The 12,629-nt window shown below is 54.8% G+C and carries 12 protein-coding genes; 6 read left to right on the top strand and 6 right to left on the bottom strand.

Annotated features, from left to right (window positions below; genetic code table 11):
- Positions 1-42: 42 nt before the first annotated feature.
- The 4 genes from EC9_RS19255 to EC9_RS19240 all read right to left on the bottom strand — a co-directional run bounded on the left by EC9_RS19255 (position 43) and on the right by EC9_RS19240 (position 4,613).
- A complete protein-coding gene (locus EC9_RS19255; RefSeq protein WP_145347779.1) occupies positions 43-1,152 on the bottom strand; it encodes a sialidase family protein in 1,110 nt (369 codons plus the stop codon).
- Between the two features lie 77 nt (positions 1,153-1,229).
- On the bottom strand, positions 1,230-2,735 hold the full coding sequence (locus EC9_RS19250; RefSeq protein WP_218934266.1) for a family 10 glycosylhydrolase: 1,506 nt from the start codon (positions 2,733-2,735) through the stop codon (positions 1,230-1,232).
- 176 nt (positions 2,736-2,911) lie between these two features.
- On the bottom strand, positions 2,912-3,832 hold the full coding sequence (locus EC9_RS19245; RefSeq protein ID WP_145347777.1) for a DUF1559 domain-containing protein: 921 nt from the start codon (positions 3,830-3,832) through the stop codon (positions 2,912-2,914).
- Positions 3,833-3,938: 106 nt separating this feature from the next.
- Positions 3,939-4,613 (bottom strand): GntR family transcriptional regulator, encoded by a 675-nt coding sequence (locus EC9_RS19240; RefSeq protein ID WP_145347776.1) that lies wholly within the window; start codon positions 4,611-4,613, stop codon positions 3,939-3,941.
- Between the two features lie 565 nt (positions 4,614-5,178).
- Here EC9_RS19240 and EC9_RS26640 point away from each other — a divergent pair.
- The 3 genes from EC9_RS26640 (at position 5,179) to EC9_RS19230 (ending at position 7,250) form a co-directional block, all read left to right on the top strand.
- Complete coding sequence (locus tag EC9_RS26640; protein ID WP_218934265.1) at positions 5,179-5,349, top strand: hypothetical protein; 171 nt, start codon at positions 5,179-5,181, stop codon at positions 5,347-5,349.
- Positions 5,350-5,481: 132 nt separating this feature from the next.
- Complete coding sequence (locus tag EC9_RS19235) at positions 5,482-6,447, top strand: mannonate dehydratase (protein WP_145347775.1); 966 nt, start codon at positions 5,482-5,484, stop codon at positions 6,445-6,447.
- 32 nt (positions 6,448-6,479) lie between these two features.
- Entirely contained in the window at positions 6,480-7,250 is a 771-nt protein-coding gene (locus EC9_RS19230) for an SDR family NAD(P)-dependent oxidoreductase (protein WP_145347774.1), read from the top strand.
- A gap of 110 nt (positions 7,251-7,360) precedes the next feature.
- On the opposite strand, the gene EC9_RS19225 is transcribed toward EC9_RS19230, so the two are convergent.
- Both EC9_RS19225 and EC9_RS19220 read right to left on the bottom strand, forming a co-directional pair.
- Positions 7,361-8,770: a sulfatase family protein gene (locus tag EC9_RS19225; RefSeq protein WP_145347773.1), complete on the bottom strand. Its 1,410-nt coding sequence runs from the start codon at positions 8,768-8,770 to the stop codon at positions 7,361-7,363.
- 75 nt (positions 8,771-8,845) lie between these two features.
- On the bottom strand, positions 8,846-9,043 hold the full coding sequence (locus EC9_RS19220; RefSeq protein ID WP_145347772.1) for a hypothetical protein: 198 nt from the start codon (positions 9,041-9,043) through the stop codon (positions 8,846-8,848).
- A 407-nt stretch (positions 9,044-9,450) separates the two neighbouring features.
- Between EC9_RS19220 and EC9_RS19215 the strand changes: the two genes are divergently transcribed.
- The 3 genes from EC9_RS19215 (at position 9,451) to EC9_RS19205 (ending at position 12,347) form a co-directional block, all read left to right on the top strand.
- The gene (locus tag EC9_RS19215) at positions 9,451-10,440 is read left to right on the top strand and encodes a DUF1559 domain-containing protein (RefSeq protein WP_145347771.1); all 990 of its coding nucleotides are present in this window, start codon (positions 9,451-9,453) and stop codon (positions 10,438-10,440) included.
- 141 nt (positions 10,441-10,581) lie between these two features.
- Positions 10,582-10,953, top strand: coding sequence for a hypothetical protein (locus tag EC9_RS19210; RefSeq protein ID WP_218934264.1), 372 nt, complete (start codon positions 10,582-10,584; stop codon positions 10,951-10,953).
- Positions 10,954-11,360: 407 nt separating this feature from the next.
- A complete protein-coding gene (locus tag EC9_RS19205; RefSeq protein ID WP_145347769.1) occupies positions 11,361-12,347 on the top strand; it encodes a DUF1559 domain-containing protein in 987 nt (328 codons plus the stop codon).
- Positions 12,348-12,629: the final 282 nt, after the last annotated feature.

Here is a 12,629-nt window from a genome sequence, read left to right as displayed (position 1 = left end):
CCTGGTCTCAAGCAAAGCTTCGCAGGAAGTCGCACTATTGTTCTACTTGCCGTAGAACCAATCGACGTTCAGGCGAGACATATGCAAGCCATCGTTGCTGTGATAGACGATTAACGCGGTTCCATCTTCCAAGAATTCAACGCATTGATAACCCAAATCGTTGGTAGGATCGTCGACCAGGTTACGCTGGTGCACGAAGGTTTCCCCTTCGTCTTGAGAGATGGCTGTGGAGAGCACGCTTCGCAGTGGGAGCCCGCTCTCGCTTTTGGACTTGCCGCTGATCCAAATGAAGAGCAAGTCTCCTGTCGATGGAATTCGGCGGACCGTAGGCAGGCCAGCATAAGGCATTTTCAACTCACGGATGAGCTCGCCTTTCGACCAAGTTTCGCCTCGGTCTTCGGAATAGGCTTTCACGGGATGACCACTGTAGGTGCGAGCGAACATCAGCAGTCGGCCGTCTTTTAGTTCCACGGCATCCGGTTCTTGGACCTCAATCTTTTTCGAGTCGTATAAGTCGACTTCGTTCTCGCTAGGGTGCCAGCTGTATCCTTGATCGTCGGAGTAAAAGGTTAAACCGACATAGCCATTATGGTCATGGGAACTAGGCATGTACTTCTTCGTAACGGCCACCGCGATGACGCGGCCATCCTTGAGAGAAAGCAGTTTGTCGTTGTGGACCAGGGTGTACCCCGCGTGCGGCGTCATCGGCAGTTGCTCACTCCATGTTTCCCCTTGGTCGGCGCTGCGACGATAAAGGGTCATCGCGTAATACGGCTTGGCGGGGTGAGTGGTGTAGTTGTAGGAGATGAGAAGGTCCCCATTGTCCAGCTGCAGCAAGCTTGGATGGTTGTATCTTCCCGGTCCCGACGAGGGTGGCTGAGCGACGATAACCTTCGGCTCGCTCCATGTACTTCCTTGATCGGTCGAAGTCTTGGAAACAATGCCTCCGCCTTCACCGGGTTCGGTGTAGCAGAACAAAAGGGAGCCATCTTTTCGCTGCATCAAGTCGCCATTGATGCCGCGATAGCCGCGTAGTTTCTCTGCTTTGGGAACAATGTGTATGTCTTCGATGGCTTCGGCGGCACCGACTGAAGAAATCGAGGCGGCAATGACCAGCAATGTTGCAAAAGCGACGTTCGTTCGTTGGTTCATGCGATGGATTACCTTAGGTGATGTTCTTGTTGGATTGCCGAATTCACAAGCTTCTAAGCAACTTTGCGGCGTTGGGATTATTTGTCTTGATTCCAGCGAACCGTGCAGCGCAGGTCGGTCCACTTCGCCGCCGCGTCTTTGTCGCCGAGTGAAACCGTCACTTGGTTTTCGTTCAGTTTGAGCATTCCAGGATCGACAGTGCATTCCAGCCAGCCATCCGCCGCGGGCGATGACTTCAGCGTTTTTCCATTGAGCGCGACATCGACGTTCTTGGGAGCTTCCTTGTCAAACTGAAGGCTGAGTGTGATTTTGGGCGGAGCGACGGAGTCCAACTTTTGATATTCCACGCCGTTGTAGAAGCTCACCGTCGCCGGTTTATTGGATGCTACCGAAACCGCAGCTTTCGGATTGAGCGTGGCGATTTTTTGGTAGCTGCGATGTGGCAAAGCGCCTCCAGCCGCAGCTCCGACGCCTCGGATACTGGCGAAGTAGTCGTGATCTTGCCGGGCAAGTGTTGCCGGCTCACCAAGCTCTTTCCAGATCGGCGCGTTGGGATCAAACGAATTGAATAGATTGAGTCCCGCCATGCCGGCGCTTCGCGCGGCCAATGCTCGCCCGCGGTAGGCTTCGACCGTCATTCGCATCTTTTTCGCATCGGGATCTCGGACGCGGGATTCATCTAACGACGGGTAGACCGGGACGTTGTACTTGTTACCTAGTTTGACCGAATCCTCCCATGGGCTCAGCCGGTAATATCCCGACACTGTCATTAGGTCGATCAAATCGTCCTGCAGCCATTGTTCGATATCGAGACCGCAGTCACGGCAATAGGAGACCGAGTCGGGTACACGGACCGAAAGCAGGATCGGCTTGCCTCTTTTTTGCCCTTCGACTTCCGTGATTTTTCTAATTCGACGGATCATTTCCGTCATCAGGCTTCGCTCCTCGTCGTTGCAAGGAGTTCCCGATTGAGCTGCCCGTTTAAAGAAGACAGGATGTCGAAAGAAGTCGAGTTCGATTCCGTTGATGTCGTAGTTTTGGCAAACCTCTTCGACATACGCGACCGCAAGATCGCGAATCTCAGGACGCGTGAAATCGACAGCGCTCCAACCGCCGAACTTGGGGCGATTTTTCGGGGTCCCGATCAGCCATTCGGGATGCTCGAGCTTTAACGGATTCGCTCGCAACATGATCGGCCCGTACCCCGACAAGCCCGCATCATGTGTGTCGTTCATGCGAAACGACCAGAAGATTTCGATGTCATTCTTCTTGCCGAAATCGGCCATGACTTGCAGCGGGTCGGTCCCCGCGTCGAGCATTTTTTCGATCGAGTTCTTGGAGAACAAGCCTTCTTTCGTCTTAAAGACATTCCCCACTTTCGTGTCATGGGTGAACATGCCGAAGCCGCTGCTCCACGTGCAATAGAAAATCGTATCGACGTGGGTGTTCACCAACGGAGAGGTGCGGTGACGGAGCAGTTCGTCGGGTGTCGTATCTCGACAGAGATAGACCGGTTCGTTTCCGTCGTTATTAAAGATGATCCGCCGCTCGCGCTGAGTGGCCGCTTCCCTGTCTGCTCTCAATTGAGCAAGGGAAAGAGGCTCGTCAGCCTGACCAATGCTGATAGCAACAACCAACAGGGCAAAAAGAGTAGCAGCAACATGCGAACATCGGATCATAAAAACGAATCTCAAAGAACTTTTGGGGAAGCAAATTTGCGATGGACCGGTCTTGGTCCATCCATTCCTGCCGACGTGGACTAGAACTCTTGCAGGACTTCGCCACCGAGTCGCGTCGTCAAACCATAGAGAAGCGTCTGATCGATCGTTTCGGTGAACAATCGCACGCTACCGTCGGCGAGCGCGAAGTGGGCTCCACCGGGGTGATAGCTCGAAAAACCTTGCGGGCGGTAATTGAAAGTTCCTCCGCCGGGCAAGGTAAATGGCCCGTTGATACCGGTGGAGGTATCGAAGACGTCATATAAGGAATAAGTATTGGCGTTCACGGTGTTCGCTGGATTCAAGTCGCCGGTGACTTCGCCGATCAGCAGTGTGTTGGAGGTGCCATCGATGATGTCGCGGAACTTGGTAGAGGACCCGCCATAGAAAATGCCGTTTCCGTCGGAGCGAGGGCGAAGGCCAATTGTTCCCGAACTGTTGCAACGCCAGTCACGGGAATCCGCGACGCCGGCCATATCGGTGCGGGCAAAGGCATCAACGGCCCCGGCTAAACCGGTATTGACCATCGTATCGCTTTGCGGATTGGAGGGACAAAGATAGACAGGGATTGGTCCCAACGCGGTGTCCGGATCATGGTTTGGGCCGTAGCCTGTAACATAATTGTCGACGTTGAAATTGATCGCGTCATATCGAGCGCTCTGTTCTATGAACGGCAACGTATGGACGCCCCAGGAGAACATGTGAGGGCCGGTAAGGCCGCTGCAACCACCAGTGATTCCTCCCCCCAAAGGAAAGGTTCGATGCGTGTCGTGATAGTTGTGAATCGCCAATGCAACTTGTTTGTAATTGGCCGAACAGGACATGCGGCGTGCCGCTTCGCGTGCAGCCTGTACCGCAGGCAACAACAGCCCAACCAGAATGCCGATGATCGCAATCACGACCAAGAGTTCAACCAGTGTGAAACCACTGCGCAGGGGGGGGCGCTTTTTCTGCTGAATCATTTTCTATTCCTTAAATCAAGGCAAAAAAGGGAAAAGACTGTAGAGGTAGGTGGGGAGTGAATGGAGGAAGGAAATATCAAAAAGGGAATTTACATGTTCGCCACTACTAGCGACCGGATGCGAAGGCTTTAACTCCTTTGCTCCGTGTTATGTGTTCTCGTAAAAGTTTAGAAGCTTCTTTGATCTGTCCGGCTTCTAAGTTTGCGATGATTTCGCGGTGCTCGCGAATTACGCTCGCTTCCCTCTGTCTGCGAATATCTCCGGTGACGGGAGCAAGCGGATAAAAATGCTGAGCGGAATGGGAAAACATCTTCGCAAGGATCTCGTTTCCCGAGAATTCTAAAAGGGTCTGATGGAACAGGAAATCGGATTCATAAAATCCCATCGTCAGCCCTGCCAGATGCAGGTCTTCCATCGTGCTGCAGATCTTTTTCAAGGGTGACAAATTTCGGGGTGCCGCGCCTGGAGCAAACGCTAAATCAAGTGCCCCGAGTTCAAGAACGACTCGAGCATCCCAAAGTGAATCATAGTGGACCTCTTCCGGGGTCGGCACAAAAAAGCCACCGGTCGGTCGACGAATCAAAAGCCCGTCGTGCGTTAGCAGCACCATCGCCTCGCGCAACGCAGCGCGTTGAGCCACAAGCCGCTGAGACCATTCCACCTCCGCCAAGCGACTGCCAGCCGGGATTTGGCCGCAGACAAGCATCTTCCGCAACACGGAATAGCATTTTCCACTCGCGTTCAGCAAAACAAGTCGCTCGGGTTTCTTCTCGCTGATCATTTGGTTCAGGGTAGCACGGTCTGTGTACAATATCAACAAGAAAATGAACGCAGCACGCGACGTGCTTTATCGGGCTGGCGATCGGGGCATCTAGGAGCTTGTCATCGCTCTCTTGGCCGCTATTCCGGGCTGGAAGGACTGCCGGTGCGGGGGTGGTTCCAGGCGTCTGGTTCGCGAATCAAGCTGTGCTGTGCACAATAAGTGATTGATTTCGAGTACGGGTTTGCTAAGGTTGGTTGCTGTGGCTTGGAGAAAATTTCATGGTTTTCTCTTTCGTTCTTCTCGAAACCTTTTAATAGTTGGCTCTGGAATTATGGGATCGTTTGATTTTCGCATCGTGGGTTTGATCGGGGTGGGGCTTCTCGTTTTGGGGGGCTGTTCCAGCGAAAGTGGGCCGGAGAGACGTGTCGTTACAGGGCGGGTTACCTATCAAGGCGAAGCCGTCCCATCGGGAGAAATTCGGCTTGCCCCTGAAGGTGACGGACCTGTGTCGGCGGCACAAATTACGAACGGAGTGTTTGAAATCGCACACCGTGGGGGCGCGGTTATTGGTCCGGCGAAAGTAATGATCGTCGCTGTCCCGTCGGCCGCTGGCGTCTCGCAAGACGATTTGGATTCGGGCGGCGCTCAGCCAAAAACGATCACGATTCCCGCAAAATACAACGAGGAGTCTGTTTTGAGCACGGAGGTCGAATCGGGCGAAGGAAAGCAGACGATCGATTTCGATCTGGAATAGGAGTTCCGTTTTTGGCAACCTCCGCCGACGCGAGGACTATCTAATCTAAGAAGTCCCGCGTGCGGTGACGTCGTTCGCGCTCGATGTCCAACGGTCGCTGGATTTGATCCCCTTTTGCTAGAAGAGTTTGATATGCAGTTGGCATCCGTGGTGACTCCTTTTGATGACGAGAACCTGGCACGCGTTGCCCAGTTGGGCGTCAGTGCTGTCGCTATCCGCTATCCGGGATTAGAGCTTCGAGGTCTTCTGGAAACCCGCGAGCGGTTAAGCCGCCATGGCTTGAAGATCGCTGCGATCGAGGGAGAACTGCCGATTCAAAATGCCATCTTTGGCACCGCGAATCGGGCAGATGATTTCAGCCGCATGAAGCAGTTGTTTGCCATCATGGGAGAAGCCGAGGTACCGATCTGTTGCTACAACTTTATGCCCGCAACCGATTGGGCCCGAACCGACACGAAGGTTCGAGAACGGGGTGGAGCGCTCACAACCGCCTTTCGTAGTTCCGATGCGGAATCGGCGGCTTCGCTGCATTCCATTTCTCAGACCGATTCGATCTCGCCGATTTCCTCCGACCGATTGTGGAGCAACCTTCAGCGATTTCTGGAAGAGCTGCTGCCTGCTGCCGAAGCGGCCGGCGTCGCCTTGGCGATGCATCCCGACGATCCTCCGCTGGCATCCTTTGGCAAACATGCTCGCATCATGAATCGCCTGGAAGACTTCGATCGGCTGTTGGAAATTTCCGCCTCGCCCAGCAATGGAATCTGCTTTTGCCAGGGCAACTTCGCCGCAATGGGAGTCGACATTCCAGATACCATCCGGCGATGGGGAAAGCGGATTCGTTATGTTCATTTTCGAGACGTCCAAGGGACCGCCGACGACTTCATCGAGACATTCCACGACAACGGCCCGACGGATATGGTGGCTGCGATGAAAGCCTACCGCGATATCGGATTCACCGGCCCGATACGTCCCGATCACGTGCCACAGCTGGCCGGCGAAGAAGAAGGCCAACCGGGATATACGATGCTGGCCCGATACTTTGCTTTTGGATATATCCGAGCATTAATTCAAGCGACCGAGCTTCCCGCCGCCCGCTGACGCGATCGTTCCACGGAACCTAAGCAAAACGCATGAAACTTAAAGACAAAACAATTATTGTCACGGCAGCGGGCAGAGGGATCGGGAAAGGGTGCGCCGTTGAACTGGCCAACCAAGGGGCTTCGCTGATCGTTAATGATCGACCCGGGAGCCAAGATTTGCAGGCAACCGTGGAAGAGCTACGCGACCAGGGGGCTAACGTGCACGGTGTCGAAGCCGATGTCTTCACTCGCTCTGGCTGCGAAGGCTTGCTTCGCGAAGCGGAGGAGCAGTCGGGGCCGGTTTACGGACTTGTGAGTTGTCCCGCTTTCCAGAAGGTCTCTCCGTTTCTCGACTTGCAGCCGGAGGACTTTGAAAACGTGGTTCAGGGAACTCTTTTCAGTAGTTTTCACATGAGCCAGTTGGTCGCACGCCAGATGGTTGACGAAGGCATCGCGGGGAAGATTGTTTTCATCTCAAGCGTTCTCGCTCAGCGGCCTATGGCTCAGAAGAGCGCCTATTGCGCAGCCAAAGCGGGCTTGAATCAATTGGCCATGACAATCGCTGTCGAGCTGGCCTGCCATCGCATTAACGTCAACGTGATCGAGCCGGGCTGGATCGATACGCCCGGGGAAAGAGAGGCGTTCACGCCGAAGTTCTTCGAGCGGGAAGCGACCAAGCTGCCGTGGGGGAAGCTGGGGACAGCTCGGGATATTGGCCGTGCCGCCACTTTCTTGATGTCGCCCGATGCCGACTATATCACGGGAGCGATCTTGCCGGTCGATGGGGCGTTTCGTTATCGCGACGGACGCATGCTCGACTGATCCAATCGATGGCGCGGGGCCCGTGAATCGCATCACTCGGGCCCGAGCCAATTCGCAATTTTGAAGCGGCTTGCAATGTACCCGCCTTTGCTTTCGTGGAGCCCTCGATCCTATTTGGTCCACGGTGGGCGAGCGTTGGCCGTGATCTCTGCATCCAACTCTTTCATCCTCGCTTCCAGTTCCGCGACCCGTTCGGGATGGGCATCGGCTAGGTTCTTCTGCTCGCCAACATCGGCCTGCAGATCGAACAGCATCCGCTGCGGTAGGTTGGTATCGGTCTTCAGCTTCGCCGAAGGTTTCTTCTTTGGCGGAGCTTTGACCAACAGCTTCCACTTCCCTTGCCGCAGTCCTTCTAGTGCACCGCGGGACGTGTAGTAGACGAACTCGTCGCGCGACGTTTCCCCCGATTCGCCGGTCATCAGATGGGCGAGGTTCATACCGTCGATCTTGCGATCGCTGGGCAGGGTGCTTTTGGTCAGCGCGGCGATCGATGGCAACAGGTCGATCGTTCCCATCAGTTCGTCGCACTCGGTCCCGGCGGGAATGCGGCCTGGTCCCCAGACGACGCAGGGAACGCGTTGCCCTCCTTCGAACGTGGTCCCTTTCCCCGCGCGAAGCGGACCGGCCGAGCCACCATGATTTTTGAACTGCAACCATGGGCCGTTGTCCGACGTGTAGATCACGTACGTATTTTCTGCCAGATCCAATGCGCGGATCGTATCGATCAATCGGCCGACTTCGGCATCGATGTGCTCGATCACGCAGGTGTAGGCGTTTTGTGGATCGGCGTCGTAGGCATCCTCGGGAACATACAGCGGGATGTGTGGCATGCTGTGCGGAAGATAGACGAAGAAGGGCTTCTTTTGGTTCTCGCGAATGAACTCGATCGCCCGATCGGTGTAGCGACGCGTGACGGTCCGTTGGTCGACGGGCAATTCGACAATCGTTTCGTTTTCGACAAGGGGCGTGTTCCAGTACTTCACCGCACTGTTGGGATTTCGCCACAGATCGTCCGACGATACTCGCGACTTGCGTTTATTGTCCGGGTGATTCATGTCGTTGGAATAGGGGATCCCAAGATAGGTGTCAAACCCGTGCTGGCGGGGCAAGGTTTCGGGGTGATGCCCGAGGTGCCACTTGCCGAAACATGCAGTCGCATATCCGAGCCCCTTCAGGTGATCGGCGATCGTATGCTCGGCCGGATTCAACCCCTTGGTCGATTGCGGAAAGAGCACATGTTCGTGAAGCCCGACGCGCTTTGGATAACATCCGGTCAGCAACGCCGCTCGCGACGGAGTGCAGACGGGCGAGGCGACCATGAAGTTTGTCATCCGCCGCCCCTCCTTCGCCATCCGATCGATGTTGGGCGTTTTGATCTTTTCGGAGCCGAAGCAGCCGAGGTCACCGTAACCCTGGTCGTCGGCGAAAATGATCACAAAGTTGGGCGTCGCCGCGGGGCTGATCTCGCAGCGGAACAGACAGAAGCCGGCGATCGCGGCAAATAGAATCGATCGATACATCGACAAACTCGCTAGGTGTTGGGGGATGGGATCCACAATTCTAGTCGCCCGCGAGATGCGATGTGGGGGAAGTGGTCAGTCGGGTCGTATCCCCTCATCACGCGGTCGATTTTCGACCGCTGTCTCGAAGACCGTCGCAGCCGCTTTTGCCATCAAGTGCAGTGTTTTGGGGGAAGGCTGCATCGGCAACGGGGAGTTTCTCGGCTGGTCGAAGAGCTCGGCTAAGACGGCTTCGATCTCTCGTTCGAGTTGGTCGACGATTTTCGGTTTCATATCGTATTCTCGGTTAGTTACGGAGTGGACTCTGCCGTTAGCGTACCACGAGTCCGTTCGGAGAGAACTAAGGATCTGCGGTCTATCGCGTGCGGAGGTTGCCACTAATGGTGTTTTGCGTTTGGCTCTTCAGTCTGGGGCGAGGTTCTTTTAGGGCGGTCCGGCTTTGCTTTGATGGTGGTAAGTGTTCCCTAATGGTGTGGAAAAAATCCGAAAAAAGAAAGTTGTGTTATCCACCGATGAAAGGTGGATGTGTGCATTAATGGTTCGTGGTGGACCTTTGTGGTTGCCTAAGGCCTGGTAGTTGCACTTTTGGTGAGTTGACAAATTTTTTAGGTCGAGGCAGACTTCCGCAAGGTCCTAGTTTTCCATGAATTTTTATCGAGAGTATCGAGGCTTTGCAGAAGATGATCCGAACCCAGAGACGAGGTTTTACGCTGGTTGAATTGTTGGTCGTGATTGCGATCATCGGTATTTTGGTTGGGCTATTGTTGCCAGCGGTTCAGGCGGCACGCGAGGCGGCTCGGCGGATGCAGTGCAGCAACAACCTCAAGCAGATCGGCTTGGCGTTGCACAACTACCACGACACGTTCAAGAGTTTTCCGAGCGCGGCGATCTATACCGGCACCGCTCCTAAGCAGAGTCCGCCTTTGGACGGCAGCAACCGCTGCAACGGCCGCGATGCAAACTGGGGTGCAACTTGGATGGTGATGATCCTGCCGTTTATCGAGCAGCAAGCAGCCTACAACCAGATGGATTTCACCCAGCGAGCGCGGTCGACGGTCAACAACGCGATCACCAGCCAACCGCTGGATGCGTTTCTCTGTCCTTCGCACGTCTCGGTCCCGGTCAAGTTGGTCCAGGACTACGATGGTTTTGCCAAAGGCAACTATGCGGCCAATGGCGGAACGCACTACACCCAGGACATCGCCACGTTCAACAACAGCGCTTACAAAGGTCCTTTCTCGTTGCCTGGCCAGTATGGTGCCAAATTCCGCGACATCACCGACGGCACTTCGCAGGTGATTGCCGCCGGGGATGTGGTCGCTTCGCCGAGCAACACGTGGGATGATCGCGGGACTTGGGGATGGCCCAGCGGGTCGCTGTTCGGGCTCCGCGCCCAACAGTTCTCCAACGGAGTGCTGACTCCAAACGATCCCCGTCAGACCGACTGCACCGCGTATGCGAGCAACGACAACACGAATGTCGTCTTCAATCAGCGCAACAATCCCGATTGTTCGACCAATCAAGGGATGGCTTTGCGAAGCTATCACCCCGGCGGTGTGCAAACGGTCTTCTGTGACGGCAGCGTGACCTTCATCGGTGAGACGATCGACGAAGTCATCTACGAAAACCTGATGCGGATTCAGGATGGCCAGCCGTTAGGCCAATTCTAACAAAGCTTGCGTTGGCGGTTGCTGGCCGCCAACAGCATTTCACAGTCCAGGCGTTCGCTTGGGCTTCTTCGGATCGCGAGTTGCTCGCGCGTCTCGTTTCCCATGACATTCTTCCCCATCGTAATCCTGGATCTCTCATCGATGTTCGCGTCTGTTTCGAAAACCTTCGTTTGCGTCTGTCTTTTCATGTCGACTTTGGCCGGATGCACCGGCGGGGCCCCGGCCCCTTCGGAAGACCAAGTGCTTCAAGATTCGGCAGGTTTTGTCTGGACCTTCATCAATGAGGCAAAGAAGGAACGTAAGTCGGATGTGATTCAAGCCAAGCTGTCCGTCATGATGGAAGCGCTCGACGCTCAAGCCGAGGCCTTCGGCGGTAAATTGGTCGAACTGCGCGACGCTGCCAAGACGCTTCAGGCGGATCTACAAGCCGGCGAGAAACCGGCCGATTGCTTGCAAAAGTTCGCCGATTCGGTCAGCGCGTTGGTCCCCGAGCCCCAAAATCTGGGCGAATAGCTTCGCTAGCTACTGCATCCACCTGGTCGATCTTGCAGCTTCAGGTCTGCTGGTCGTAATTGCTCGCAGCGGATTTAGGGAAGATCGGTTTTTGCATGCTATTCTCAGGCATCGGTGCCTGACTCGGCATGCGAAACCGTTAGTTTTGTAAACTAGACAAACCACTTTGGTGGAAGTGTTCGGAAGCTGACTGTCGTCAGCCTTATTGCGATTTTAAGTGAAAAACGGAATGGCCGGGGCGGCACCAGTGGTGGTCTGCGTTGAGCCGTAATGGCGTGTTTTGGTCCGTTCTGTCCTGTTTAGCGATGTGGCTCGAATTGTTGGCGCTTGACACCGCATGGGTGGTTGTCAAGACTTGACTCAAATCTCTTTTATTATTCTTTTAGCGAGCTTTTGGGGGACAAACAATGATTCGAATGAAGAAAGAAGGTTTTACTTTGGTGGAACTGTTGGTCGTGATCGCGATCATCGGGATCTTGGTGGGGTTGTTGTTGCCAGCAGTGCAGGCTGCCCGCGAGGCAGCACGTCGGATGCAATGCAGCAACAATCTGAAGCAGATTGGCTTGGCGTTGCACAACTACCATGACACGTTCAAAAGTTTTCCAAGTGCGGCGATTTACACCGGGGAAGCACCCAAGCAGAGCCCGCCGTTGACTTCCAACCGCTGCAATGGTCGCGATGAATTTTGGGGCGCGACATGGATGGTTTTGATTCTGCCATTCATCGAACAGCAAGCTGCCCACAATCAGATGGATTTTGGCCGAGTCGCTCGCTCGACTGTTAACAACGCGATCACGGGGGAGCAAATGGATGCTTATGTTTGTCCGTCGCACCCTGGCATCGGGGCTCGATTGACCCAGGATTACAACGGCTTCGCAAAGGGTAATTATGCTGCGAACGGTGGAACACACTACACGCAAGACATGAACACGTTCACCAATAGCACCTACAAAGGACCGTTTTCACTTCCGGCCCAGTATGGAGCGCAGTTTCGTGATATAACCGACGGTACTTCGCAAGTGATCGCCGCTGGGGATATCGTGGCCTCTACTGGTCACTCGGCAGATGATCGCGGTGCGTGGGGGTGGCCCAGTGGAGTGATATTCGGCTTGCGTGCCTCAGCTTTTGCCAACGGTCTCTTGACGCCAAATGATCCGCAGCAGACCGATGCCACTTCGTACGCAAGCAATGACACATCCAACGTAAATTTTAATCAACGCAACAATCCAGATCGCAACACCACCCAAGGAATGGCACTTCGAAGCTATCACCCCGGCGGCGTGCAAGCGGTTTTCTGTGACGGCAGTGTGCACTTCATCACCGAAACCATCGATGAGGTCATCTACGAAAATCTGCTACGGATTCAAGACGGCCAACCGATTGGCCAGTACTAATCTAGCGTTTTTTGCTCAAACAGGTTCGTGTTTGATGCCTCGGGGGAGTTCGCGATTGGCGGCTCCTTCGCATGACCTTTGATCGATCCGCGAGCCCCACGGGTGGCGGTCATCGGCCGCTTCATCGGGACGACGTTGCTGTCGACCAAAACGTTAGTTCCAGCGACAAGTAATTTTGGTCATGCGTGGCATCTGCCGCAATGTCCTCAATCCTTCACCTTTCGTGAACGGCGATCCCATTTGCCCTTGTCGTTCACGGTTACCGAAAAAAAACATTCAGGA

Origin of the sequence: Rosistilla ulvae (assembly GCF_007741475.1) — a bacterium.
Lineage (GTDB): Bacteria > Planctomycetota > Planctomycetia > Pirellulales > Pirellulaceae > Rosistilla > Rosistilla ulvae.
Note: the sequence above shows the minus strand (reverse complement) of the source record. Positions and strands in the feature narration are given on the sequence as shown.